The sequence below is a fragment of the Escherichia sp. 10290 genome, from assembly GCF_030295155.1.
Taxonomy (GTDB): domain Bacteria; phylum Pseudomonadota; class Gammaproteobacteria; order Enterobacterales; family Enterobacteriaceae; genus Escherichia; species Escherichia coli_F.
This window is the reverse complement of record NZ_AP025741.1, coordinates 1,531,314-1,557,075: the sequence shown is the minus strand read 5'-3', so window position 1 is coordinate 1,557,075 and position 25,762 is coordinate 1,531,314. Positions and strand designations below refer to the sequence as shown.

General features: G+C 49.7%; 21 protein-coding genes and 1 pseudogene. 13 read left to right on the top strand and 9 right to left on the bottom strand.

Features of this window, described 5'->3' with window-relative positions:
* The first annotated feature begins 634 nt into the window (after nt 1–634).
* Together QUE74_RS07780 and iraM are read left to right on the top strand one after the other, a co-directional pair.
* Entirely contained in the window at nt 635–895 is a 261-nt protein-coding gene (locus QUE74_RS07780) for a biofilm development regulator YmgB/AriR family protein (protein ID WP_001354918.1), read from the top strand.
* 247 nt (nt 896–1,142) lie between these two features.
* Nucleotides 1,143–1,466: an anti-adapter protein IraM gene (gene iraM / locus QUE74_RS07775; RefSeq protein WP_000649798.1), complete on the top strand. Its 324-nt coding sequence runs from the start codon at nt 1,143–1,145 to the stop codon at nt 1,464–1,466.
* A 732-nt stretch (nt 1,467–2,198) separates the two neighbouring features.
* Here the strand turns inward: iraM and trkG are convergent.
* From trkG to icd, 4 genes and pseudogenes are all read right to left on the bottom strand, one after another.
* Nucleotides 2,199–3,656 carry a Trk system potassium transporter TrkG gene (gene trkG / locus QUE74_RS07770; protein WP_001360580.1) on the bottom strand — a complete coding sequence of 486 codons (1,458 nt, stop codon included), beginning with the start codon at nt 3,654–3,656 and terminating at the stop codon, nt 2,199–2,201.
* Nucleotides 3,657–3,907: 251 nt separating this feature from the next.
* Nucleotides 3,908–4,297, bottom strand: a pseudogene (locus QUE74_RS07765) (transposase); the annotation flags it as partial.
* Between the two features lie 312 nt (nt 4,298–4,609).
* Nucleotides 4,610–5,977 (bottom strand): hypothetical protein, encoded by a 1,368-nt coding sequence (locus tag QUE74_RS07760; protein WP_000258475.1) that lies wholly within the window; start codon nt 5,975–5,977, stop codon nt 4,610–4,612.
* A 385-nt stretch (nt 5,978–6,362) separates the two neighbouring features.
* Nucleotides 6,363–7,613, bottom strand: a complete 1,251-nt coding sequence (gene icd, locus QUE74_RS07755) for an NADP-dependent isocitrate dehydrogenase (RefSeq protein ID WP_000444487.1) — start codon at nt 7,611–7,613, stop codon at nt 6,363–6,365.
* A gap of 171 nt (nt 7,614–7,784) precedes the next feature.
* On the opposite strand from icd, the gene rluE reads away from it, so the two are divergent.
* From rluE to roxA, 8 genes are all read left to right on the top strand, one after another.
* Nucleotides 7,785–8,438 (top strand): 23S rRNA pseudouridine(2457) synthase RluE, encoded by a 654-nt coding sequence (rluE, locus tag QUE74_RS07750; RefSeq protein ID WP_001248699.1) that lies wholly within the window; start codon nt 7,785–7,787, stop codon nt 8,436–8,438.
* A gap of 9 nt (nt 8,439–8,447) precedes the next feature.
* The gene (nudJ, locus tag QUE74_RS07745; protein WP_000476078.1) at nt 8,448–8,909 is read left to right on the top strand and encodes a phosphatase NudJ; all 462 of its coding nucleotides are present in this window, start codon (nt 8,448–8,450) and stop codon (nt 8,907–8,909) included.
* Between the two features lie 53 nt (nt 8,910–8,962).
* Entirely contained in the window at nt 8,963–10,069 is a 1,107-nt protein-coding gene (mnmA, locus tag QUE74_RS07740; RefSeq protein WP_001353282.1) for a tRNA 2-thiouridine(34) synthase MnmA, read from the top strand.
* Between the two features lie 34 nt (nt 10,070–10,103).
* On the top strand, nt 10,104–10,745 hold the full coding sequence (hflD, locus tag QUE74_RS07735) for a high frequency lysogenization protein HflD (RefSeq protein WP_001297479.1): 642 nt from the start codon (nt 10,104–10,106) through the stop codon (nt 10,743–10,745).
* 3 nt (nt 10,746–10,748) lie between these two features.
* Nucleotides 10,749–12,119, top strand: coding sequence for an adenylosuccinate lyase (gene purB, locus QUE74_RS07730; RefSeq protein ID WP_000423752.1), 1,371 nt, complete (start codon nt 10,749–10,751; stop codon nt 12,117–12,119).
* Between the two features lie 168 nt (nt 12,120–12,287).
* Entirely contained in the window at nt 12,288–12,959 is a 672-nt protein-coding gene (gene phoP / locus QUE74_RS07725; RefSeq protein ID WP_001265481.1) for a two-component system response regulator PhoP, read from the top strand.
* A complete protein-coding gene (gene phoQ / locus QUE74_RS07720; RefSeq protein WP_000735420.1) occupies nt 12,959–14,419 on the top strand; it encodes a two-component system sensor histidine kinase PhoQ in 1,461 nt (486 codons plus the stop codon). Before phoP ends, phoQ begins: the two co-directional genes overlap by 1 nt.
* 75 nt (nt 14,420–14,494) lie before the next feature.
* Complete coding sequence (roxA, locus tag QUE74_RS07715; RefSeq protein ID WP_001354917.1) at nt 14,495–15,616, top strand: [50S ribosomal protein L16]-arginine 3-hydroxylase; 1,122 nt, start codon at nt 14,495–14,497, stop codon at nt 15,614–15,616.
* A 48-nt stretch (nt 15,617–15,664) separates the two neighbouring features.
* Here roxA and pepT read toward each other — a convergent pair whose 3' ends face one another.
* Nucleotides 15,665–16,891 (bottom strand): peptidase T, encoded by a 1,227-nt coding sequence (pepT, locus tag QUE74_RS07710; RefSeq protein ID WP_000359451.1) that lies wholly within the window; start codon nt 16,889–16,891, stop codon nt 15,665–15,667.
* A 249-nt stretch (nt 16,892–17,140) separates the two neighbouring features.
* Here pepT and potA point away from each other — a divergent pair, with 249 nt between their 5' ends.
* The 3 genes from potA to QUE74_RS07695 all read left to right on the top strand — a co-directional run bounded on the left by potA (nt 17,141) and on the right by QUE74_RS07695 (nt 19,619).
* Entirely contained in the window at nt 17,141–18,277 is a 1,137-nt protein-coding gene (gene potA / locus QUE74_RS07705; RefSeq protein WP_000531596.1) for a spermidine/putrescine ABC transporter ATP-binding protein PotA, read from the top strand.
* Complete coding sequence (potB, locus tag QUE74_RS07700; protein WP_000799399.1) at nt 18,261–19,124, top strand: spermidine/putrescine ABC transporter permease PotB; 864 nt, start codon at nt 18,261–18,263, stop codon at nt 19,122–19,124. The genes potA and potB overlap by 17 nt, the downstream gene beginning before the upstream one ends.
* 165 nt (nt 19,125–19,289) lie before the next feature.
* A complete protein-coding gene (locus QUE74_RS07695) occupies nt 19,290–19,619 on the top strand; it encodes a YkgJ family cysteine cluster protein (protein WP_071528431.1) in 330 nt (109 codons plus the stop codon).
* Between the two features lie 142 nt (nt 19,620–19,761).
* Here the strand turns inward: QUE74_RS07695 and QUE74_RS07690 are convergent, their stop codons facing one another.
* From QUE74_RS07690 to gpJ, 4 genes are all read right to left on the bottom strand, one after another.
* Nucleotides 19,762–20,370: a DUF4376 domain-containing protein gene (locus QUE74_RS07690; protein WP_047082641.1), complete on the bottom strand. Its 609-nt coding sequence runs from the start codon at nt 20,368–20,370 to the stop codon at nt 19,762–19,764.
* A 17-nt stretch (nt 20,371–20,387) separates the two neighbouring features.
* The gene (locus QUE74_RS07685) at nt 20,388–21,431 is read right to left on the bottom strand and encodes a prophage tail fiber N-terminal domain-containing protein (protein ID WP_286331915.1); all 1,044 of its coding nucleotides are present in this window, start codon (nt 21,429–21,431) and stop codon (nt 20,388–20,390) included.
* 64 nt (nt 21,432–21,495) lie between these two features.
* Nucleotides 21,496–22,095: an Ail/Lom family outer membrane beta-barrel protein gene (locus tag QUE74_RS07680; protein ID WP_087661122.1), complete on the bottom strand. Its 600-nt coding sequence runs from the start codon at nt 22,093–22,095 to the stop codon at nt 21,496–21,498.
* A gap of 67 nt (nt 22,096–22,162) precedes the next feature.
* Complete coding sequence (gpJ, locus tag QUE74_RS07675) at nt 22,163–25,549, bottom strand: phage attachment tail tip protein J (protein WP_105268814.1); 3,387 nt, start codon at nt 25,547–25,549, stop codon at nt 22,163–22,165.
* Nucleotides 25,550–25,762 lie beyond the last annotated feature (213 nt).

Genomic DNA, 25,762 nt, shown 5'->3' with positions numbered 1-25,762 from the left:
ACAACGGGCGTGTTATATGCCCGTTCAATACTTAATAGGTATAGCGTTAACATATTCTTGATAGCATGTATTGCATACCTCCAGCCTTAGAGTTATCTCCGGCTAACTCCACCAAACATGGCTGCACACAGCCAGATAAGAACGCTTGCGCGCATCTGGATATCATACCGCTGCTGGAACTGTTTCTTAATCATCCTACCTTATTAGACCTATTCGATACTGGCCATTATGAAGGACGCAAAGTAAGCGCTTTTTATGCGTTTTTGCTGAGTTATCATCACGTTACCTTAATATTATCAGGAACGAGTTAACGCTGCTCATAACGGTCAAACCGATACTATAAAGCCCAATAATTGAAACCTTTTCATCATGTCAGGAAGATAGTCATCCTTATGATCTTTATATAAAAAAGCCAACCATGGGGTTGGCAAAGTGGCACAAACCAGCATAAAAGCTATGCTTTGTTTACAAATCTTCTTTGAATTAAATATATATCGTCCTGACTAAACAGAACTAAAACGGAATGAATTATTTAATCATGTTACTAAATTTCATTTTGTTTAGCCTCTGTTGAGATCCCTTGTTTTAAATTTCATTTAGATAAAATTCTTAATTAAATCCTTGGGAGTCAATTATGTCTATGCAAAGTCAAGGAATGAACTTTGAAATGAACCTATACGCATATTTGAATAAATATGATAGTCGGCTTTCAGAAGAAAAACTTGCAATTGATAAGGCAGTTAGAGATTTATATCTTTGCAACGAACACGTGGATAACAAGAGCATTATACTGAAATTGCTCTCATTTTTATCATCTGCTGATGACATTGTTGAAAAAGATATTATCAGGAATGCTTTGGAAGTGGTGCTTCTTTTTACATTAGACGATATTTAAGTCATCTCAGGAGTTTTAATACACGAAGAGTGCCCGGATACTAGCGATTATATTCATATTTAATTATTAGTGCGGGGAAAGAGATTATGCATTGGCATATTTCTCTAACGTCCGTGATAGAAAAAAACTTTAAATATAAATAAAGAACAAACCACCTTTGCATTCAACCTCATCTGAGCTGACTATAGTACAAATTATATTGATATTCTTTATCAACATCATTGGAACAGAAGAATAAGGCGAAGAAATGAAGTGTATAGTAATTGATACTGTAATACAACCTTCGTGTGGTATATATTTTTCAGTCATATGGAGCGATATGAAAATGATCATTTGGTATCGTTCAAATATATTTCTCCCACCTGGCAGCATATTTACAGTTATTAAGTCAGGTATTATACTCGAGGATAAAGAATATCCGATCAGTATTTTTAACGTGGCGCTATTCAACAAAAATTTATGGAATTTAATCAAAAATAGTCAAGAGTGTCCTACAGAATCAAACAAAATTACGAATAAATGCATGCATAAGCATTGCATTATGCAAATATGTCCACATGGTCTCAAGTAATGGGGGTTATTTAACCTTCCCTATATGCTATAGATAAATCTACCAAAAACTGCCCCTTCGTAGAGGGGCGCTATGATTTTGTTTTATTTGAAGGCATGGTGCTGAATGTATTCGTTGAATCCAGATTCAACACCTGAAGCTGCACTTAACCCATAATACTTGTTTCTGGTTCCTCTACCGAGTGGTCAAACAATGATATGTATGTGACGTCAGAGTTTATTTTTTTAGTGTTTAATGCTATTAATTTAACGTAGTTACCTATCTTTTTTCTACCTTCTGAACTAACCTTAGGTTTCAACGTAACCGGCAGGAGGGGCTATCCCCAATCTTAAATTTTGCTGCCCGATTTGCTCAAGCCAAAGTTTTAATTTTACAACCTATAAACCTGAGTTAAATCAACCTCATGGTGCTGTCTGTTCCCGCTGTGGAACAAGACTCACTGCAACATCTTGCATTCCTAAACTTCGCAGAAGGCGATGGGCAAAAACTGTACTGTAATGTTATTTCGATGTCTCTTATGGTAAATAGGAGGCATCGAGGCTAAGTGAGCAGCCTGCTTGCTTCTCAATCCTGGATACTATCAGCATTCACGCAGATGAAATGATGATATTTCGCGTAAGAAAGAGGCATTTTTTTATCAACTTCACATCGGAGATGGTAATAATCCTATGGGTCCAGTCCATATGAGGGGGCAACATACTATAAAATTCACAATCATAAATTAACTATATATCAAGAACGCCAAAAAAATCCTGAAAATAGTATAATAACAGGGTAAATTTCAAGTCGACCAAGAATCATAGCAATACACATGAGATATTTTGCAATATCATTAAGAACACCGAATGAGGATGCGGTAGCCCCAAAACCCAGCCCCATATTATTAATGCATGCAGCGACTGTCGCAAATGATGTAAGGAAATCATATCCCATACCATTTAGCACCAGTATAAAAAACACTGTAAAGAAAGTATAAAGAAAAAAGAAACTCCATACAGACCTCATTACGCGGTCTGTAACAATCTTCCCTCCTACATTTACACTAAGCAATGCTCTGGGATGAGAAAGCTGATTTATTTCGTGTTTACTTTGTTTAAAAAGTATAAGAAATCTAAGTGATTTAATTCCGCCGCACGTTGAGCCTATACATCCCCCAAAAAAACTTGACAGCAGCAAAAAAACTATCGTATGTGTGGGCCAGTTTGAATAATCCTGCGTAGCTAAACCATTATCAGTGAGCATGGAGCTAGCAAGAAAAAACGAATGAACAACACTTCCAGTTAAGTCATACATACCTATATGCCAGACCTGGAAAGAGGTAACAATGATAACACCTGAAGCTATTAACAAAAAGAAACGAAGTTCAACATCTCTGAGTAAGGGTTTTATTGTTTTCCTGCTTATAACAACATACCAAAGAGTGAAGTTGAAAGCCGATAACAGAGAAAAAGAGCCCGCCACCAGTTCAATCAAATAATTATTGAAATAGCCGATACTCTCACTATGAGTTGAAAAACCGCCAAGAGAAACTGTAGAAAGTCCATGACAAATAGCATCAAACAAAGGCATTCCTGCAAGTCGATAACAAACAATACAAGCAATGCCTAATAAAGAATAAGTTATCCAAAGTGTCCGCGACGTATCAGCCAAGCGTGGAGTCAGTTTGTCATCCTTAAATGGCCCTGGCATTTCTGACTGATAAAGTTTTGCACCACCAATACCCAATAATGGCAACACAGCAACTGCCAGAACAATAACCCCTAAACCGCCTATAAAATTTAATTGTGACCGGTAGAACAAATATGCCCGAGATAATGAACTGACATCATCAATTACTGTTGCTCCTGTTGTTGTTATTCCGGAAACCCCTTCAAACAGCGCGTCAGCAAACGTTAAATTAAGCTCTGAATCAATCCATAATGGAAATGCGCTAATAATAGAAAATAAAATCCAAAACATTACAATTATAATAAACCCATCACGGGTGCGTAATTGAATGCCAGATTTTTTAGTGGTATACCACGCTCCGCCACCAATACAAAAAAATATAACAAAAGTAATAAAAAAAACGAACAAGCTTTTTTCTTTATAAAACAATGCTACAACCATTGGTGGTAACATTGAAAGACTATAGAGCCAGACCAAGAACCCACACATATGAGTTACAACTCTTACATGAGATGTATTCATATCCAAATGTTCTTTCAATTATAACCACCTTACTGCAATGTCATGATTATACTGTATAAATTTTAACTCTTCTTAGATCTTACTTCACTGGTCCTTATGAAACAATCAGCAAAATGAATCTTATTATAACACTGTTCGGTTATGTATTGTTGAGCCTTCCCGCTGGGCCTGCATCATTACAAGTCGCTCCCTATGGGGCTTTGTCGAATAAATAATTTTTCGGTAAGTATCCCCCTGAGCAGGTTGTATCTTCAGGCAGTATGAACACTTTCTGGCATACCTACCTTCGTCATTATGTTCAGCGTATGCACCATGACCAAAGCCTCTGCAACCGGCCTATCATAATCTAGCAGCATCAGAGAACCTCAGAATAACTGTTTTACCCTGTTCATTGCCGTTTCCGCTATTGAGCGACGATTGTAATCTTTTGTCCATTTTCACCGGGAATTACCCTCGGTCAATCGCTGATACGCGACTGCACAGTTACGGTCGGCATACTCACCGGGCCAGTAACCCGCTCCTTTTTGGGGTGGGATGAGCGCGCTGATTTTCACACGGCGCAGCTGCTCGTAACAGAGCCGAGAGGCGTAAACTCCGTCTGCTGCTGTCCTGATTTTTTGATGGGTTTGCCGGATTAATCCGGCTACACCTCTACATCCGTTACGCTGAATGCTGAGGTCGCCCTTGGGAAGAAGGCATTGCTGACTTATACCAATCCGAAATCACCTCCTCGAGCAACCAGACAGGGAGGGGCCTCGGTTGATAAGAGCTCTGTTATTGATGTGCCAGTTGGTGATTCTAACTTTTGCTTTGTAACGGGACGAGCCGTGTTGGCAGATGATGTGTGGTCTGATCCTTAAACTCAGTAAAAGTACGATTTATTCAAAAAAGCCCCTCCACTATGATTTCGATTTAAGGGGCTGATGATTATGTAACGCGAATTTACCGGATCCTTACGAACCTTTCTTTATCCTGCTCTTGCCCCTTTCGGTAAGCCCATTCTCTGTCATGTATTTTCTGGCAGTGAATATATTAATGCTGTGGTCAGTACAAAACCCCTTAACACCCTTGATCTTTTCCCGCTGAACCTGGGGCATCTTCGACCATTCCCGGACGAGATTTTTGGTAACTCTGTTCCATTTCTCTGGTTTGTTCAGCTTCGCTCGGCCCACCCAGGTTAATCCGTCCTTGCTCAAATTCAGGTAATGACGTGCTGTGCACGGCCGGATGTTGTGGCTCTCACACCACTTATTGAAATCGACGTTGCGCCGCTCATCCGAGGTCATCATCGACCATTTCCGGATAACCTCGTAGGGAATGGGGAGCTTTATGGCAACTTTCGACCTTACCCTGACGCGACGTTGCGGGACTGTCTCATGTTTCGCACTCAGGTTTTCTTCCGACAGTGCGGAGAGGGAGGACCTGAAATCAAGTGATTCTGGCTGGTTATGTGACAACAGTGTCGCGGCAATGGCGTGAAATCGGGCACTATCCACACTTCCACAGACCTTCACACTGCCATCACTGACATCAATATTCACTAATTTGCTATTACTAATAGTTTTCGTGAAGGTGATGGTGTGGCCGGAAAAACAGAAACTAAACTTGAACGGCTCAGTGAAAAGCTTAGTGAGTTGCGGGTCAGCCCCCACCTCCGCCCGGTACGTAAACAGTGCATTCGTCATGGCAACTACCAGTTCGTTAGCCTCGTCCGTATTCTCGATGATTAAATTTTTCATCTGATTCAGAATTTTCTCGCTGCTCTGGAGCAGCAGCGGGGGCCGGGGCAATGTCGCGCCCATGGCGAGGTTGGAGTAGCATGGCGTTAGCATGTAATTCACTCCTTCCCGTTGTTTTTCTTCTGTGATAGAAGGGCTGAAATCATCTATTCCGGGCTGGCGACTGCGTGAGACCAGTGTTGTGACAAAGGCGTTAAACAGATAACAATCAGCATAGCCACAGGCACTCCTCCCATCCTTGCTGACCATAATATTCACGCAATTGTCCCCATTAAAATCCATATGCGTGTTGGTGAAGGTAATGGTGTGGTCGGAAAAACTAAAACTGAACGACTCAGGAATTTGCAGACCACGCGCCCTAGGCATGTCTGGATTATCCGGCAGTTTAGCCATCTGATTTGGCTGCAGTGCGGTCGCCATGACATCCGCCAGTTCGTTAATCTGGTCAGAACTCATCGTGCTACAGTCCGTATTTCTGTGAATTAAATTTATCATCTCCCGCAGATGAGTCCTGCAACTTTCCTGGCTCTGCAGGAGCTGGGACAGTGTCACAGCCGCGTTAATGCGGCATGGTGTTACCATATAATACAATCCTTTTTCTCAGGGGGGTTGATATTCCGGATCGTGCCGTGTTTGCCCACGGCTCCCCCTGGAGAGCTGCAGACCTGTTTATTTAACTCGCACAGCGCCGGGGCCTGTCAGCAAACAGGGAGCATAACCGTCGTGCCATTAAACGCCAGACGGGAGATCATTATTATTTTATTAATACAGATCCGTTGCATTCCGGTCTTTACCGCAGTTTAAAAGAAAAGAGAATAGGGACTTAGGCAGTAGAGCAGTCATTGGACAGACCACACTACCCCAAACTAGCAGGGGAGTTTTGATAAAATTTTGATAACCGTTAGCAGGCTAACAAAACACAACGGGCGTGTTATACGCCCGTTACAGTTTTTAACACATGCAGAAATTACATATTCTTGATGATCGCATCACCAAACTCTGAACATTTCAGCAGCTTAGCGCCTTCCATCAGGCGTTCGAAATCATAGGTTACGGTCTTCGCATTGATTGCGCCTTCCATACCTTTAACAATCAGATCTGCGGCTTCAGTCCAGCCCATATGGCGCAGCATCATCTCAGCGGAGAGGATGATAGAGCCTGGGTTAACTTTGTCCTGACCAGCGTACTTCGGCGCAGTACCGTGGGTGGCTTCAAACAGCGCGCATTCGTCACCGATGTTTGCGCCTGGGGCGATACCGATACCGCCAACCTGCGCTGCCAGAGCATCAGAAATGTAGTCACCGTTGAGGTTCATACAGGCGATAACGTCGTATTCAGCCGGACGCAGCAGGATCTGTTGCAGGAATGCGTCAGCAATCACGTCTTTAATGACGATCTCTTTGCCGGTGTTCGGGTTTTTGACTTTCAGCCACGGGCCGCCGTCGATCAGTTCACCGCCAAACTCTTCACGCGCCAGCTGGTAACCCCAGTCTTTAAACGCGCCTTCGGTGAACTTCATGATGTTACCTTTGTGCACCAGGGTCACAGAGTCACGGTCGTTAGCAATTGCGTATTCGATCGCGGCACGAACCAGACGTTTGGTGCCTTCTTCCGAACACGGCTTGATACCGATACCGCAATGTTCCGGGAAGCGAATTTTCTTCACGCCCATCTCTTCACGCAGGAATTTAATCACTTTCTCAGCGTCGGCAGAATCAGCTTTCCATTCGATACCCGCATAAATGTCTTCCGAGTTTTCACGGAAGATAACCATATCGGTCAGTTCAGGATGTTTAACCGGGCTTGGGGTGCCCTGATAGTAACGTACCGGACGCAGGCAGATGTAGAGATCCAGTTCCTGGCGCAGAGCTACGTTGAGAGAACGAATACCGCCGCCAACCGGAGTGGTCAGAGGGCCTTTAATGGCAACGCGATATTCACGAATCAGATCAAGGGTTTCAGCAGGCAGCCAGACGTCCTGACCATAAACCTGTGTGGATTTTTCACCGGTGTAAATTTCCATCCAGGAGATTTTACGCTCGCCTTTATAGGCTTTCTCGACTGCAGCGTCGACCACTTTCAGCATGGCTGGGGTTACATCTACACCGATTCCATCACCTTCAATGTAAGGGATAATCGGATTTTCAGGAACGTTGAGTTTGCCGTTTTGCAGGGTGATCTTCTTGCCTTGTGCCGGAACAACTACTTTACTTTCCATTCACCTCTCCTTCGAGCGCTACTGGTTTGCTCGTCTGCCACCACGTTGCATATGCGTTTGCGTCCTGCGATACGGATGCTTTAGAGCAATTTTTTGTTAATGATTTGTAATTGGCTTGTCAATACTACCCTATTGTTTGCCGTCATGAAAGATGCGCGTTATTAGGCTATAATGCGGCAATTCATAATCTCTGAAAATACCATGCAAAAAACTTCTTTTAGAAATCACCAGGTTAAGCGATTCAGCTCGCAACGTTCTACCAGGCGAAAACCTGAAAACCAGCCCACGCGTGTGATCCTGTTCAATAAACCCTACGATGTTCTTCCGCAGTTCACCGATGAAGCCGGACGCAAAACATTAAAAGAATTCATCCCGGTTCAGGGAGTGTATGCGGCAGGTCGTCTCGACCGCGACAGCGAAGGGTTACTGGTACTGACCAATAACGGCGCTTTGCAGGCGCGTTTAACCCAGCCGGGTAAACGTACCGGGAAAATCTATTATGTACAGGTAGAAGGTATTCCCACACAAGACGCCCTTGAAGCGTTGCGCAATGGCGTAACCTTAAATGATGGCCCTACCCTGCCCGCAGGTGCGGAGATGGTTGAGGAGCCGGAATGGTTATGGCCCCGTAATCCGCCAATTCGTGAACGAAAAAGTATTCCCACCAGCTGGCTTAAGATCACCTTATATGAAGGACGTAATCGCCAGGTGCGCCGCATGACCGCCCATGTTGGTTTCCCCACGCTGCGACTGATTCGCTATGCGATGGGGGATTACTCTTTGGATAATCTTGCCAATGGCGAATGGCGAGAAGCGACAGATTAAGGATGCAAAATGTTTAAACCGCACGTTACCGTTGCTTGCGTGGTGCACGCAGAGGGCAAATTTTTAATCGTTGAAGAGACGATTAATGGTAAAGCGTTATGGAACCAGCCCGCCGGGCATCTGGAAGCAGATGAAACCTTAGTGGAAGCCGCCACCCGTGAGCTGTGGGAAGAGACGGGCATCAGCGCGCAACCGCAACATTTTATCCGCATGCATCAGTGGATTGCGCCGGATAAAACGCCGTTTTTGCGCTTCCTGTTTGCCATTGAGCTTGAGCAAATATGTCCAACCCAGCCCCATGACAGCGATATCGACTGCTGTCGTTGGGTCAGCGCCGATGAGATTTTACAGGCCTCAAATCTGCGCTCGCCGCTGGTGGCGGAAAGTATTCGTTGTTATCAAAGTGGGCAACGCTATCCGCTGGAGATGATTGGCGATTTTAACTGGCCTTTTACAAAGGGTGTCATCTAAAAGGCTGCGTGATAGAATACGCCGCCTTGAAGTTCAATGTCGTGAGTGATCCAATGTCTGAAACCGCAAAAAAAGTAATCGTCGGCATGTCCGGCGGTGTCGATTCCTCCGTTTCTGCCTGGCTGTTGCAACAACAGGGATATCAGGTCGAAGGCCTGTTTATGAAGAACTGGGAAGAAGACGACGGTGAGGAATATTGCACAGCGGCAGCGGATCTGGCTGATGCCCAGGCTGTCTGCGACAAGCTCGGCATTGAACTGCACACCGTTAACTTTGCTGCCGAGTACTGGGACAACGTCTTCGAACTGTTCCTTGCCGAATATAAAGCCGGTCGCACGCCGAATCCGGATATTCTGTGCAACAAAGAGATCAAATTTAAAGCTTTCCTCGAATTTGCCGCTGAAGATTTAGGTGCCGATTATATCGCTACCGGTCATTACGTACGTCGGGCAGATGTCGATGGCAAGAGCCGCCTGCTGCGTGGTCTGGACAGCAATAAAGACCAGAGCTACTTCCTTTATACGCTCAGCCATGAGCAGATTGCGCAAAGCCTGTTCCCGGTCGGCGAACTGGAAAAACCGCAGGTGCGTAAGATTGCAGAAGATCTCGGTCTGGTTACCGCGAAGAAAAAAGATTCTACCGGGATCTGCTTTATCGGCGAGCGTAAATTCCGCGAGTTCCTGGGCCGTTATCTCCCGGCGCAACCGGGCAAAATCATTACCGTCGATGGCGATGAAATTGGCGAGCACCAGGGTCTGATGTATCACACCCTCGGTCAGCGTAAAGGTTTGGGTATTGGTGGCACCAAAGAAGGCACTGAAGAACCGTGGTATGTGGTCGATAAAGACGTCGAAAACAACATTCTGATTGTTGCGCAGGGCCATGAACACCCGCGTCTGATGTCTGTCGGTCTGATTGCCCAGCAGCTGCACTGGGTCGATCGTGAGCCATTCACCGGCACTATGCGTTGCACGGTAAAAACCCGCTATCGCCAGACCGACATCCCATGCACCGTCAAGGCGCTGGACGACGATCGCATTGAAGTGATTTTTGATGAGCCGGTTGCCGCCGTGACGCCGGGCCAGTCTGCCGTCTTCTATAACGGTGAAGTGTGCCTCGGTGGCGGTATTATTGAGCAGCGTCTGCCGCTGCCGGTCTGATTATTATCTTTACTTAAACAAGGAAGCAGTGAACGTGGCAAAGAATTACTATGACATCACCCTCGCCCTGGCCGGAATTTGTCAGTCGGCACGCCTGGTGCAACAACTCGCTCACCAGGGGCATTGTGATGCCGATGCGCTACACGTCTCACTCAACAGTATTATCGATATGAACCCCAGCTCCACGCTGGCGGTTTTTGGTGGCAGCGAAGCTAACCTGCGCGTCGGGCTGGAAACATTGCTCGGCGTGCTCAACGCCAGCAGTCGCCAGGGCTTAAATGCTGAGTTAACCCGCTACACCCTTAGCCTGATGGTGCTTGAGCGCAAACTTTCCTCAGCGAAAGGTGCGCTCGACACTCTGGGCAACCGCATCAACGGCCTGCAACGTCAGCTCGAACACTTCGATCTACAGTCCGAAACGCTGATGAGCGCGATGGCCGCTATTTATGTTGATGTGATTAGCCCGCTAGGCCCGCGCATTCAGGTCACCGGATCTCCTGCTGTACTGCAAAGCCCACAGGTGCAGGCGAAAGTCCGCGCCACCCTGCTGGCAGGCATTCGCGCCGCCGTGCTCTGGCACCAGGTCGGCGGCGGACGTCTGCAACTGATGTTTTCTCGTAATCGCCTGACCACTCAGGCAAAACAAATTCTTGCTCATTTAACCCCGGAGTTGTGATCTATGGAATTATCCTCACTGACCGCCGTTTCCCCTGTCGATGGACGCTACGGCGATAAAGTCAGCGCGCTGCGCGGGATTTTCAGCGAATATGGTTTGCTGAAATTCCGTGTACAAGTTGAAGTACGTTGGCTGCAAAAACTGGCCGCGCACGCAGCGATCAAGGAAGTTCCTGCTTTTGCTGCCGACGCAATCGGTTACCTTGATACAATTGTCGCCAGTTTCAGCGAAGAAGATGCAGCACGCATCAAAACCATCGAGCGTACCACTAACCACGACGTTAAAGCGGTTGAGTATTTCCTGAAAGAAAAAGTGGCCGATATCCCGGAACTGCACGCAGTTTCTGAATTCATCCACTTTGCCTGTACTTCGGAAGATATCAATAACCTCTCCCACGCGTTGATGCTGAAAACCGCGCGTGATGAAGTGATCCTGCCATACTGGCGTCAACTGATTGATGGCATTAAAGATCTCGCCGTTCAGTATCGCGATATCCCGCTTCTGTCCCGTACCCACGGTCAGCCAGCCACGCCGTCAACCATCGGTAAAGAGATGGCAAACGTTGCCTACCGCATGGAACGTCAGTACCGCCAGCTTAATCAGGTGGAGATCCTCGGCAAAATCAACGGCGCTGTCGGCAACTATAATGCCCACATCGCGGCTTACCCGGAAGTTGACTGGCATCAGTTCAGCGAAGAGTTCGTCACCTCGCTGGGTATTCAGTGGAACCCTTACACTACCCAGATCGAACCGCACGACTACATCGCCGAGCTGTTTGATTGCGTTGCGCGTTTCAACACCATTCTGATCGACTTCGACCGTGACGTCTGGGGTTATATCGCCCTTAACCACTTCAGACAGAAAACCATTGCTGGTGAGATTGGTTCTTCCACCATGCCGCATAAAGTTAACCCGATCGACTTCGAAAACTCCGAAGGTAACCTGGGGCTTTCCAACGCGGTATTGCAGCACCTGGCAAGCAAACTGCCGGTTTCCCGCTGGCAGCGTGACCTGACCGACTCTACCGTGCTGCGTAACCTCGGCGTGGGTATCGGTTATGCGCTGATTGCGTATCAATCCACCCTGAAAGGCGTGAGCAAACTGGAAGTGAACCGTGATCATCTTCTGGAGGAACTGGATCACAACTGGGAAGTGCTGGCTGAGCCAATCCAGACAGTTATGCGTCGCTATGGCATCGAAAAACCGTACGAGAAGTTGAAAGAGCTGACTCGCGGTAAGCGCGTTGACGCCGAAGGCATGAAGCAATTTATCGATGGTCTGGCGCTGCCAGAAGAAGAGAAAGCCCGCCTGAAAGCGATGACGCCGGCAAACTACATTGGCCGCGCCATCACCATGGTTGATGAACTGAAATAAGCCTCAAATCAGTGCCGGATGGCGATGCTGTCCGGCCTGCTTATTAAGATTATCCGCTTTTTATTTTTTCTCTTTACCTCCCCTCCCCGCTGGTTTATTTAATGTTTACCCCCATAACGACATAATCGCGTTACACTATTTTAATAATTAAAACAGGGAGAATGAAAAATGCGCGTACTGGTTGTTGAAGACAATGCGTTGTTACGTCACCATCTTAAAGTTCAGATTCAGGATGCTGGTCATCAGGTCGATGACGCAGAAGATGCCAAAGAAGCCGATTATTATCTCAATGAGCATTTACCGGATATTGCGATTGTCGATCTCGGTTTGCCTGACGAGGACGGTCTGTCATTGATTCGCCGCTGGCGCAGTAATGATGTTTCACTGCCGATTCTGGTATTAACCGCCCGTGAAAGCTGGCAGGACAAAGTCGAAGTATTAAGTGCTGGCGCTGATGATTACGTGACTAAACCGTTTCATATTGAAGAGGTGATGGCGCGAATGCAGGCATTAATGCGGCGTAATAGCGGTCTGGCTTCCCAGGTAATTTCGCTGCCACCGTTTCAGGTTGATCTCTCCCGCCGTGAGTTATCCATTAATGACGAAGTGATCAAACTGACCGCGTTCGAATACACCATTATGGAAACGTTGATACGCAATAATGGCAAAGTGGTCAGTAAAGATTCGTTAATGCTACAACTCTACCCGGATGCGGAGCTGCGGGAAAGTCATACCATAGATGTACTAATGGGACGTCTACGCAAAAAAATTCAAGCGCAGTATCCACAAGAAGTGATTACCACCGTTCGCGGCCAGGGCTATCTGTTCGAATTGCGCTGATGAAAAAATTACTGCGTCTTTTTTTCCCGCTCTCGCTGCGGGTACGTTTTCTGTTAGCAACGGCAGCAGTAGTATTGGTGCTTTCGCTTGCCTACGGAATGGTCGCGCTGATCGGTTATAGCGTCAGTTTCGATAAAACTACGTTTCGGCTGTTACGTGGCGAGAGCAATCTGTTCTATACCCTTGCGAAGTGGGAAAATAATAAATTGCATGTCGAGTTACCCGAAAATATCGACAAGCAAAGCCCCACCATGACGCTAATTTATGATGAGAACGGGCAGCTTTTATGGGCGCAACGTGACGTGCCCTGGCTGATGAAAATGATCCAGCCTGACTGGCTGAAATCGAATGGTTTTCATGAAATTGAAGCGGATGTTAACGACACTAGCCTGTTACTGAGTGGAGATCACTCTATGCAGCAACAGTTGCAGGAAGTGCGGGAAGATGATGACGACGCGGAGATGACCCACTCGGTGGCGGTAAACGTCTACCCGGCAACATCGCGGATGCCAAAGTTAACCATTGTGGTGGTGGATACCATTCCGGTGGAGCTAAAAAGTTCCTATATGGTCTGGAGCTGGTTTATCTATGTGCTCTCAGCCAATCTGCTGTTAGTGATCCCGCTGCTGTGGGTCGCCGCCTGGTGGAGTTTACGCCCCATCGAAGCCCTGGCAAAAGAAGTCCGCGAACTGGAAGAGCATAACCGCGAATTGCTCAATCCAGCCACAACGCGAGAACTGACCAGTCTGGTACGAAACCTGAACCGACTGTTAAAAAGTGAACGCGAACGTTACGACAAATATCGTACGACGCTCACCGACCTGACCCATAGTCTGAAAACGCCACTGGCGGTGCTGCAAAGTACGCTGCGTTCTCTGCGTAGTGAGAAGATGAGCGTCAGTGATGCTGAGCCGGTGATGCTGGAGCAAATCAGCCGCATTTCACAGCAAATTGGCTACTACCTGCATCGTGCCAGTATGCGCGGTGGGACATTGCTTAGCCGCGAGCTGCATCCGGTCGCCCCTCTGTTGGACAATCTCACCTCGGCGCTGAACAAAGTGTATCAACGCAAAGGGGTCAATATCTCTCTCGATATTTCACCAGAGATCAGCTTTGTTGGTGAGCAGAACGATTTTGTCGAGGTGATGGGCAACGTGCTGGATAACGCCTGTAAATATTGCCTCGAGTTTGTTGAAATTTCTGCAAGGCAAACCGACGAGCATCTCTATATTGTGGTCGAGGATGATGGCCCCGGTATTCCATTAAGCAAACGAGAGGTGATTTTCGACCGGGGTCAACGGGTTGATACTTTACGCCCTGGGCAAGGTGTAGGGCTGGCGGTAGCCCGCGAAATCACCGAGCAATATGAAGGTAAAATCGTCGCCGGAGAGAGCATGCTGGGCGGTGCGCGGATGGAAGTGATTTTTGGTCGCCAGCATTCTGCGCCGAAAGATGAATAAATATGTCCATACTTCACGCATTACGTTAAGCATCCGTTATAATCGGTTGCAGATACCAGCCTGTGGATGCTTAACATGGAATACCAACTCACTCTTAACTGGCCCGATTTTCTTGAACGTCACTGGCAGAAACGCCCGGTAGTGTTAAAACGCGGCTTTAATAATTTTATTGACCCGATCTCTCCAGACGAGTTGGCGGGTCTGGCGATGGAAAGCGAAGTCGACAGTCGACTGGTCAGTCATCAGGATGGCAAATGGCAGGTCAGCCACGGCCCGTTCGAAAGCTACGATCATCTCGGTGAAACCAACTGGTCGTTACTGGTACAGGCAGTGAACCACTGGCATGAGCCGACCGCCTCGCTGATGCGGCCGTTCCGTGAACTACCAGACTGGCGTATTGATGACCTGATGATCTCTTTTTCCGTACCTGGCGGCGGCGTCGGCCCACATCTCGATCAGTACGACGTGTTTATCATTCAGGGTACCGGACGTCGTCGCTGGCGAGTGGGCGAAAAGCTGCAAATGAAACAGCACTGCCCGCACCCGGATCTGTTACAGGTCGATCCGTTCGAAGCCATCATCGATGAAGAGCTGGAGCCTGGCGATATCCTTTATATTCCGCCAGGATTCCCGCATGAAGGCTACGCGCTGGAAAATGCGATGAACTATTCCGTGGGTTTTCGCGCGCCAAATACGCGGGAACTGATTAGCGGATTTGCCGATTATGTGCTGCAACGTGAACTGGGCGGCAACTACTACAGCGATCCTGATGTTCCACCTCGCGCTCATCCTGCGGACGTTCTGCCGCAAGAGATGGATAAACTGCGTGAGATGATGCTCGAATTGATCAACCAGCCGGAACACTTTAAGCAATGGTTTGGCGAGTTTATATCCCAGTCACGCCATGAACTGGATATCGCGCCGCCAGAGCCGCCTTATCAGCCGGATGAAATCTACGATGCGCTGAAACAAGGTGATGTGCTGGTGCGCCTGGGTGGTCTGCGCGTATTGCGCATTGGCGACGACGTGTATGCCAATGGTGAGAAGATCGATTCCCCGCACCGTCCGGCACTGGATGCGCTCGCCAGCAACATTGCGCTGACCGCGGAGAATTTTGGCGATGCGCTGGAAGATCCGTCATTCCTCGCAATGCTCGCGGCGCTGGTCAATAGCGGATACTGGTTCTTCGAAGGGTAAGTTTGGATTTAAGCCGGATGCGGCATCACATGCCGCATCCCTTTTCGCTTACTTCCGTTGCGCCGTCAACTCGGCAATACGGACGATTACCTGCACCGCTTTTTCCATACCTTCCAGAGTCACAAACTCATGCTTACCATGATAGTTGTAACCGCCAGTGAACAGGTTCGGGCACGGTAATCCCATAAACGACAACTGCGCGCCGTCGGTACCGCCGCGGATCGGTTTCAGTTCCGGTTCAATATCGCAGTCACGCATCGCCTGCTGGGCGATATCGAGAATATGCGGATGCTCAACCACTTTCTCGCGCATATTGTAGTAACTGTCTTCAATCACCAGTTCAATGTAGCAATCAGGATGTAACCCTTTGCCCACTTTTTTGGCGATCTCCATCATTTTACGTTTACGCGCTTCAAACTGTTTACGGTCGAAATCACGGATGATGTAGTGCATATCGGCCCGTTCAACGGTGCCTTTCATGCTCGCCAGGTGATAGAAACCTTCATAGCCTTCTGTCATTTCCGGGCTTTCATTTGCCGGAACTTCCGCATGAATACGTGCCGCCAGCGAAAGCGCATTTACCATCACTCCTTTCGCCGTGCCCGGGTGAACATTGTTACCGACAATTTTGATATTGACCGACGCGGCGTTGAAGTTTTCAAACTCCAGTTCGCCTACGCCACCACCATCAACGGTGTAAGCCCAGCGGGCATCGAAGGCGTCAACATCAAAATGTTTCGCCCCTTTGCCCACTTCTTCATCCGGGGTAAAGGCGACGCGAATATCACCATGCGGAATGTTTTTTTGTTGTAATACCGCCAGCGCGGTCATGATTTCTGCAATACCTGCTTTGTCATCGGCACCTAACAAGGTTTTACCATCGGTGGTAATCAGCGTCTGACCCAGTAGCTGATGCAGCACCGGGAACATAACCGGTGATAAAACTTCATCGCCGATACCCAGCGCAATATCGCCACCGCGATAGTTTTCAACAATTTGCGGATTCACATTTTTGCCGCTGCAATCCGGTGAGGTATCCACATGAGAAATAAAGCCAATCGCCGGGATATCGCCAGGGACGTTAGCCGGTAACGTCGCCATCAAAGTGCCCTTCTCACTTAAGGTCACATTGATAAGCCCCATCTCTTCGAGCTGCTCTTTCAGCAGATGCAATAACTTCCATTGGCCTTCCGTGCTGGGAACCTGTCTCACCCCTGCCTTTGATTGGGTATCCAGAGACACGTAGTTCAAAAATCGCTCAAGTAGTTTATCCATGTAGTCACCCTCACTTTTTGTGACAACATTATTAAGAAGCAAGAAAAGACAAATATTGCGTCAGGTCACTTTTAGCCCTGCAAGCGGGAATATTTATCAGCATTACCTTAATGAATATAAAGCTAAGCCAGTAATTCACAACAAAGATTGGCGATTCAAGCGGTTTGCCGTAGAATTACCGCCCTCATTAAGAGTCACCAAGGTGGTTAACCACAAACCCCGCATCGGTAAGCCATCCGTTGCGTTTACATGGGACAGAGTAAAAAATTGAATAAACAACCGAGTTCGCTTTCACCGCTGGTGCAATTGGCGGGAATTCGCAAATGCTTTGATGGTAAAGAGGTCATTCCCCAGCTGGATCTGACTATCAACAATGGCGAGTTCCTCACGCTGCTTGGCCCTTCTGGCTGCGGTAAAACAACCGTTCTTCGCCTGATTGCAGGTCTGGAAACTGTTGATTCCGGACGCATCATGCTGGATAACGAGGACATCACCCACGTTCCGGCGGAAAACCGCTATGTGAACACTGTTTTCCAAAGCTACGCACTTTTCCCCCACATGACCGTGTTCGAAAATGTGGCCTTTGGGTTGCGCATGCAAAAAACCCCCGCTGCTGAAATTACGCCCCGCGTGATGGAAGCCCTGCGGATGGTGCAGCTGGAAACCTTCGCTCAACGTAAACCGCATCAGCTTTCTGGTGGTCAACAGCAACGCGTCGCCATTGCTCGCGCGGTGGTTAACAAGCCTCGTCTGTTGTTGCTGGATGAGTCGCTCTCAGCGCTGGATTACAAACTGCGCAAGCAAATGCAGAACGAGCTGAAAGCGTTACAGCGTAAGCTTGGCATTACATTCGTGTTCGTAACTCACGACCAGGAAGAAGCACTTACCATGTCGGACAGGATTGTGGTGATGCGCGATGGTCGCATTGAGCAAGACGGCACGCCGCGTGAAATCTACGAAGAGCCGAAAAACCTGTTTGTTGCTGGGTTTATCGGTGAAATCAATATGTTTAATGCCACGGTCATCGAACGTCTCGACGAGCAGCGCGTACGCGCCAACGTTGAAGGCCGCGAGTGTAATATCTACGTTAACTTCGGCGTTGAACCGGGGCAAAAACTGCATGTTCTGCTGCGCCCGGAAGACTTACGTGTTGAAGAGATTAACGACGACAACCACGCCGAAGGGCTGATTGGTTACGTTCGCGAGCGTAATTACAAAGGCATGACGCTGGAGTCGGTTGTTGAGCTGGAAAATGGCAAGATGGTGATGGTCAGCGAATTCTTCAATGAAGACGATCCTGACTTTGACCACTCTCTCGACCAAAAAATGGCCATTAATTGGGTAGAAAGCTGGGAGGTCGTACTGGCTGATGAAGAACACAAGTAAGTTCCAGAATGTAGTGATTGTCACTATTGTCGGTTGGCTTGTGTTGTTTGTCTTTCTGCCCAACCTGATGATCATTGGCACCAGCTTTTTGACCCGCGACGACGCCAGTTTCGTCAAAATGGTCTTTACGCTGGATAACTACACGCGTCTGCTCGATCCGCTCTATTTTGAAGTGCTATTGCACTCGCTGAATATGGCGCTGATCGCCACCCTCGCCTGCCTGGTGCTGGGCTATCCCTTTGCCTGGTTTCTGGCGAAGCTGCCACACAAGGTGCGTCCGCTGCTGCTGTTTCTGCTGATTGTTCCGTTCTGGACCAACTCATTGATTCGTATCTACGGGCTGAAAATTTTCCTCAGCACCAAAGGCTATCTCAACGAGTTTTTGCTCTGGCTGGGCGTTATCGATACACCAATTCGCATCATGTTCACGCCCAGTGCGGTGATAATCGGTCTGGTTTACATTCTGCTGCCGTTTATGGTGATGCCGCTGTACTCCAGTATCGAAAAACTGGATAAGCCGTTGCTTGAGGCGGCGCGCGATCTCGGTGCCAGCAAGTTGCAGACCTTTATCCGCATCATTATCCCACTGACGATGCCGGGAATTATTGCCGGATGTCTGCTGGTAATGCTGCCAGCGATGGGCCTGTTCTATGTGTCCGACCTGATGGGCGGTGCGAAAAACCTGCTGATCGGTAACGTCATCAAGGTACAGTTCCTCAATATTCGTGACTGGCCGTTTGGTGCAGCCACCAGCATTACGCTGACTATCGTAATGGGCCTGATGTTGCTGGTTTACTGGCGCGCTTCTCGTCTGCTGAATAAGAAGGCAACCGAAATAGATGATTAGTGCTGAATATTCAAAGAGTTAATGGCAAATTTGGCATGCTTTTTACTTTTGCGTAAAAAGCATGCCTCTATCCATAAAATCAAATAGTTATAATCTAATTTTGGAGAATGTTTTTTTCAGCGCCCTTTTATCTGATCGCTTAAAAAAACAACAAGTAGTATGAAAATGAGCAATCCGAATCCATGCATGACGTGTGGTGCCTGTTGTGCATTTTTCCGCGTCTCTTTTTACTGGGCTGAAGCCGATGATGCAGGCGGAAACGTCCCGGTCAGTCTCACTGAGCAAATATCTCCTTTTCATCGCTGTATGCGCGGCACCAATCAGAAAAATCCCCGATGTGTCGCTCTGGCCGGCCCCCCCGGTGAAAACGCATATTGCTCTGTTTACAAAAACCGTCCGTCCACATGCAGGGAATTCGCGATGTCCGGAGAAAATGGCATCGCGAATGAAGCATGTAACCGCGCACGGGAAAAATATGGATTTCCCAAAATCTGAATATTCTCCGCCGTGCAAAAATGCGAACAACATCACTTCACTAATCAGCCTTACATGGCATACTTAGCACGCTAACTATGATAACAAACTAATACCCTAAAACTCATGGTTCCGGGACTGGTCGTGGTCCCGTTTTTTTTATTCAGCCAGCAGGCCATCCGACAACATAACTGCGGATCGCCTTCAGGTCTGTCAGCGCCTCAACCTCTGCTTTCATCTGCAACTGCCGTGTATTAATCTCCACTCCCTTCGCAAACATCGCCTGCTCTGTCGCATCCGACAGGGCTATGATGTCTGCCGCCGTCACCGGCACCACATTATTATCCCCGTCCGTCCAGGCAAAACCTTCCGGAAGACGGTTATTCTCTGCCATCAGGCGTGTCGTGCTTATCCTGGACAACGTCTTCTTGCCGTAATCCCAGTGCCTTCCGTTGAATTCCATCACGTATTCCATATTCTCCTGCACATCACGCCAGATATTAATCTCTTCCCGTTTCGCCGCCTTTGCCGCTTCCAGTACTGCAGCCGTGGCAACAAAGGCGGTCACACTTCCGTATGTTCCTGCTGTCAGCCCCGACCACAAGGCTTTTCCGTGTTCTGTATTATCCGTTTCCGTTGCGGTATACGGCAGCCATACCTGCTCTCCTTTTTCATTCACCGCATCTTCAAACTGCACCTCGCAGTTTATCCCGCCATTTTCGTTATACGCAGCATTACGAACGGCAATAACACCAGTTACCGTCTCTGCCATAACTTTTTCCTCCTCGTTTATTTTATACGAATAAACAGTGACTTCCCTGTCGACATCCCTGCATATCCAAGGCAGCGCCATGTCCCTGACAGAGTGACAGCCGAGTTGTCGAAACTTACATCAGCATCATAAGAAGATGACGGGTGCAACTGGCTGGCTGCAACACTGTCGCCATAGTCTGCTGTGCCTTCGTACATGGCATAAACCAGAGAACCTATATCCCCCGCACTGACCTGTTGAGCACCTGGTCCAGGATCGCCTTTATCACCTTTCGGACCCTGCGCACCTGCCGGGCCTGCGGCTCCCGTATCCCCTTTAGGTCCCTGTGGCCCTGCCGGGCCTGCGGCTCCCGTATCCCCTTTTGGTCCCGGTGGCCCCGCCGGGCCTGCAGCTCCCGTATCCCCTTTCGGTCCCTGCGGTCCTGCCGGACCTGTGGCTCCTGTATCCCCTTTTGGTCCCTGCGGCCCCGCCGGGCCTGCAGCTCCTGTATCCCCCTTGTCGCCCTTCGGTCCCTGTGGACCTCCCGGGTCGCCCTGCTCACCTTTCGGGCCGGTATCCCCCTTATCGCCCTTGTCTCCTTTATCCCCCTTTGGCCCCTGTGGGCCTGTATCACCCTTGTCTCCCTTCTGTCCCTGCGGACCCGTTGCTCCGGTGTCGCCTTTCGGTCCCTGTGGTCCCACCGCCGTTTCCGCTTTCCTCGCCGCTTCCTCTGCCCTGCTGACAGCCGCATCCGCCGCGTCTTCCAGTTTTTTCAGCGACTCAGGGTAATAAGTGCTGTCCTGCTCACGCAGCAAAAACGCATTCAGTGTGCCCGGCTCGTCGTCTGCCATGACGTCAATCTCGCCAGCGCATGCCGGCTGACGGCCTTCCACGCACAGGGTCACACGATAACGCCCCGGCTCAACCTGCATGGTGTAACTGCCTGTTTCCCCTGGCTGACACTCCGCCACCGTGGTGACTATCACCGTCTCACTCGTTCGCGTGGCTTTCAGCTCTATGGTGCAGTCCGGTACCGGTTTTCCTGTACCATCCTTCAGCACACCTGAAATCTGTACTGACATATTCCCCCCACAAAAAAGCCCACCAGAACCGGCGGGCTGTCATAACTCTGTGTTACCTGGCTAATCAGAATTTATAACCGACACCCACAATGAAACCGTCAGTGCGCCAGTCGCCACTGCCGGAGCCTTCATAAGCAATATCAATGGCCACGGATTCGGTCGGGTTAAACTGCACGCCAGCCCCCCACGCCAGTGACGTGTTGCTGTGGCGACCGTCATCACTTCCGGTCAGCACATCGTGCGTTTTCCCCTTGTTGTCAGGTACACGGAGATAATCCCCGGAAAAAGTCGACACTCGACTGTAAGCCACACCCACCATCGCATACGCGCTGAACCCTTCATTCACGCGCACAGACGGCCCCGCCATCACGCTGAACCAGCGGTTACGAATGGAATCTTCATGCCAGCGGGTATCACTGTAACGGGTAAGCTGGCGATTCATGTCTCCTGCATAGCTGAATGACGTCACCAGCCCCAGCGTGTCCGTAAATTCATAGCGGTATTTCACGTTGAATCCGGTTAAATCATCACTGCCGGACATATCAGAATGGGTATGAAGATACCCGGCACTCAGAGTGGAGTGATTCTCTGCTGCACCCGCTGGCGCACCCGCAGCGGCCAGCCAGACGACTGCAGACATAATAACAGCACATAATTTACGCATAATTACCTCTCGCTTTTCTGCAATAAAAAAGGCACCATTTCTGGTGCCCTTATATGGGTTATAAAATTCAGCTGATACTGATGCCTGCGGTGGCTTTCTTCATCACCACAACCAGCAAATCGCTGATACTTGCTGTGGGATACCAGTTATTCACCAGCCATGCTGACACCGAAAACTCCAGTGTCATGTGACCGTGACCGGCAGGCATATCAATAACGCCACTGTAAATCAGCGTATTATCCAGCGCGGTACGGTTATAAATTTCAGCACCGTTTTTCCGCACTATCAGACGGCATGAGGAGTAAATATCAGTATGCTCTCTCTCATGCTTAGCGCCACTGAATGCCACCGCCGGAATAACAATCTGCCGGTCAAACGGCTGATCGTCATAAACCCTGACGGTAATGGTCCCTGATGGCCACCGCTCCGGTGCCCGGGAGTCCCGCGGGAAAGCCTTACCCACTGTTTTGACAATATCGCCTTCAATCTGGTTGGCTGACAGTTTCCCCTTAATCTGACAGTTCTCATTAATCGTGACGTTGTTGAGCGTCCCTGAGTTCGCATTCACACTGCCACTGATATCCGCATTTTTAGCGGTCAGCTTTCCGTCCGGTGTCAGGGAAAATGCCGGTGGATTTCCACCACTGGTAATGGTGGGGGCCGTCAGGCGTTTCAGGAACACGTCGTTCATGAATATCTGGTTGCCCTGCGCCACAAACATCGGCGTTTCATTCCCGTTTGCCGGGTCAATAAACGCGATACGGTTAGCGGCAACCAGAAACTGGCTCAGTTTACCGTCCTCCGTGTCCTCCATGCTGAGGCCAAGCCCGGCAACATAATGCTTACCGTCTTCGGTCTGCTCAATTCTGACGCCCCACATGGCATTCCATTTATCGTTAGCGTCTTTCCACTCTTTCGAAAACTCATCCAGTCTGCTGGCGTTATCTTCCGTCAGTTCAGCGTTTTCCAGCAGCTCTTTACCGAGATGTGTTTTATTAATCAGCCCTTTGTAAAAATTCAGGTAGCCTTCGGCATCATCGCTGGCCCGGCCGACGGCCTCCACAAATGCCGATTTGCCCACCAGGTTGACGCTGCGGATATAAAAATAATAATCATGGCCCGGCCTGATATTACTGGCGGCTGTCCAGTACAGCGCCGTGCCAAGATAGCGGGCGGAGGTTTCAACCTGCCTGATATCCGCAATCTGCTGTTCCGAAAACCAGAATTCAAACTGCACCGTCGGGTCATATACAGCCAGTTTCGGGACCGCCGTTATCTGAAAATACCCCGGTATCAGTTCAATGGTGGCAGGCGCTGCCGGGGCGTCAATCCGGAACGTGGTGGTGGCAGGTTCGCCCTGCTGGCCATAGCTGTTAATCGCCCTGACCGTCAGGGTGTATTCCCCGGGCGGCAGACCACTGAAACGGTGCGCCGTGTCTGCGGTGATGGCGGTGGTCACCAGGCGGCTGTTTTCACCGCTTCCGCTGGTCAGACGCAGACTGAAGCTCACACCTTTCACCACCCGCGGCGTGTCCCATTTCGCCTGCGCCAGATACTGGCCGTCTGAGGCACTCACCTCCACCGTGAGGTGCTGCACTGCCGGAGGGATAACGCTGTTCAGGGTGCCTGACTGCGGCTCAAAGCTGGCCCCGTTATCCACGATGGCTTCTTTTTCCGGTACGTGCTGCACCGCCGTGATGGCAAAGGTGCCATCCGTGTTTTCCCGGATGGCGACACAACGGAACAGGCGACGACGCAGTGACGGCAGGGAGAGTCCCCACACACCGTATGTCGCCACGCCATCAGGCAGGGTACTGACCTGTATCCGGTCCGGCGCGGGGTGTGCGGTGATGTCCACACTCATCGGCTTACCGCTGCCGTTAATCAGGTTCACCGTGGCGGTACCGGTCTCCGGCAGTGTCACCTCACGGTCCAGCGTCAGTGTGCGGCTGGCAGCGTCGATGGACAGGATACGTCCGCCGGTCAGGGTCCCGGCGTAGTCGTTATCACAGATTTCAATGATGTCTCCGGGCGTGTGCCGCAGCCCCTGTGACCCGAGCGTGAAATCCACCGTCTGCGTTTCCAGCAGTCCGGTCTTTATCACCCACAGTCCGGCACGGTGGGCCTGACCACGACTGGTGCAGCCGAACGCATCCATCTTCAGCAGGTTGCGTCCGTAGCGCAGTATGGCTTCCGGGTCTTCCACCAGTTCCGTGGAGGTCTGCCAGCCGTTCTGCGGGTCGGTGTAATTCACCTCCACTGCCGTGTGACGGTCCTTCAGGGCGCTGAAGCTGTAGCGGAACCCCACGCCGTTATCATCCACCACCACATCGCTGTTGGTGTACGGCCACACCACATCCGACGGGCGGTCCTGAACGAACGTCAGCGTCTGGCCGTTCCATACCGGCATACAGCGCATCGCCGAGCAGAAATCGCAGAGCACATCCCATGCCTTACGCTGCTGTGACAGGTACGCATTAAACGTCATCCGCGGCTCTGTCCCTCCGAAGCCATCCGGGACACGCTGGTCACAGTACTGCCCGATGGCATACAGCGCCCACTTGTCCACATCCGCCGCCCCCAGACGTTTTCCCATGCCGTAGCGCGGGTGAGTCAGCATGTCCCACAGGCACCAGGCCGGATTGTTGCTGTATGCCGGTTTCAGACTGCCGTCCCAGATACCGCTGTAAGTGCGTTTTTCCGGGTCATAGTTTGACGGCACCTGGATGATGCGACCGCGGATATGGTAGTTCACCGTCATCTGCTGGCCACCGAACTGCTCCGCATCCACCTGCAGCCCCACAATGGCCGTGTTCGGGTAGCACTGTTTCACATCGATGATTTCGGTGTATGACGACCACAGCGTTCTGTTCTGCAGCTGGTCCGTGGTGCTGTCCGCCGTCTCCCTGACCATCCGGATGTTAAAGGGGCGGGGAGGCAGATTATCCAGAATCACCGACGCCAGAAACTGCGAGGTGGTCTTGCCGTTAATGGTGACATCCTTTTCCGTCACCCAGTTACCGTTACGCTGTAACTGAATCAGCAGCCGGACAGAAGCCGGATTACGGTCACCCTGTGAGGTTGTCTGCACCAGTGACTGTACGCCGAAGGTGACCCGCAGGCGGTCAATGTTCGCGGACGTAATGGTGCGCGTCACCGGCTTTGCCTTCGTCACTTCCACGCCCAGTGCGGTTTCAGCTCCGGAGGACTCAAAGCCTTCCGGCGGGGTCTGCTCCTGCTCCCCGGCGCGCCAGACCGCGGTCACACCGTGTATCACGGGATTACCGTCCGTGTCCGTCAGCGGGGTTTTGTTCACCAGGATACTCTGCAGTCCCTTCACCGGGCCTTCCACCGGTCCCTCTCCAATCGCATCAATCACGCTCATCATCTGCGTGGATTTGAGATTATCCTTTGCCTCAACCGGCGTGTGCCCCTTGCCGCCACCTTTGCCCATTGTCTCACCCTTTACTGTGATAACTGTTACGCACAAAAACAACAGGCATCCCGGAGGATGCCTGTATCATGACTGAATAAAAATTCTGAATTTCTTCACATTCTGAAAAAAAAGACTGTTGCGCTGATAAATACGCTGCGTTACTTTTTAGTGCCTGAAAAATAACTCCATAACGTTAATCTTCATCGTTCTCTCCCGCAGCTCCGCGATCAC

Coding starts and splice junctions, on each gene's coding strand:
- QUE74_RS07780 (WP_001354918.1), top strand. CDS start 635: ATGTCTATGCAAAGTCAAGGAATGAACTTTGAAATGAACCTATACGCA.
- iraM (WP_000649798.1), top strand. CDS start 1,143: ATGAAGTGTATAGTAATTGATACTGTAATACAACCTTCGTGTGGTATA.
- trkG (WP_001360580.1), bottom strand. CDS start 3,656: ATGAATACATCTCATGTAAGAGTTGTAACTCATATGTGTGGGTTCTTG.
- QUE74_RS07760 (WP_000258475.1), bottom strand. CDS start 5,977: ATGGTAACACCATGCCGCATTAACGCGGCTGTGACACTGTCCCAGCTC.
- icd (WP_000444487.1), bottom strand. CDS start 7,613: ATGGAAAGTAAAGTAGTTGTTCCGGCACAAGGCAAGAAGATCACCCTG.
- rluE (WP_001248699.1), top strand. CDS start 7,785: ATGCGGCAATTCATAATCTCTGAAAATACCATGCAAAAAACTTCTTTT.
- nudJ (WP_000476078.1), top strand. CDS start 8,448: ATGTTTAAACCGCACGTTACCGTTGCTTGCGTGGTGCACGCAGAGGGC.
- mnmA (WP_001353282.1), top strand. CDS start 8,963: ATGTCTGAAACCGCAAAAAAAGTAATCGTCGGCATGTCCGGCGGTGTC.
- purB (WP_000423752.1), top strand. CDS start 10,749: ATGGAATTATCCTCACTGACCGCCGTTTCCCCTGTCGATGGACGCTAC.
- phoP (WP_001265481.1), top strand. CDS start 12,288: ATGCGCGTACTGGTTGTTGAAGACAATGCGTTGTTACGTCACCATCTT.
- phoQ (WP_000735420.1), top strand. CDS start 12,959: ATGAAAAAATTACTGCGTCTTTTTTTCCCGCTCTCGCTGCGGGTACGT.
- roxA (WP_001354917.1), top strand. CDS start 14,495: ATGGAATACCAACTCACTCTTAACTGGCCCGATTTTCTTGAACGTCAC.
- pepT (WP_000359451.1), bottom strand. CDS start 16,891: ATGGATAAACTACTTGAGCGATTTTTGAACTACGTGTCTCTGGATACC.
- potA (WP_000531596.1), top strand. CDS start 17,141: ATGGGACAGAGTAAAAAATTGAATAAACAACCGAGTTCGCTTTCACCG.
- potB (WP_000799399.1), top strand. CDS start 18,261: ATGAAGAACACAAGTAAGTTCCAGAATGTAGTGATTGTCACTATTGTC.
- QUE74_RS07695 (WP_071528431.1), top strand. CDS start 19,290: ATGAGCAATCCGAATCCATGCATGACGTGTGGTGCCTGTTGTGCATTT.
- QUE74_RS07690 (WP_047082641.1), bottom strand. CDS start 20,370: ATGGCAGAGACGGTAACTGGTGTTATTGCCGTTCGTAATGCTGCGTAT.
- QUE74_RS07685 (WP_286331915.1), bottom strand. CDS start 21,431: ATGTCAGTACAGATTTCAGGTGTGCTGAAGGATGGTACAGGAAAACCG.
- QUE74_RS07680 (WP_087661122.1), bottom strand. CDS start 22,095: ATGCGTAAATTATGTGCTGTTATTATGTCTGCAGTCGTCTGGCTGGCC.
- gpJ (WP_105268814.1), bottom strand. CDS start 25,549: ATGGGCAAAGGTGGCGGCAAGGGGCACACGCCGGTTGAGGCAAAGGAT.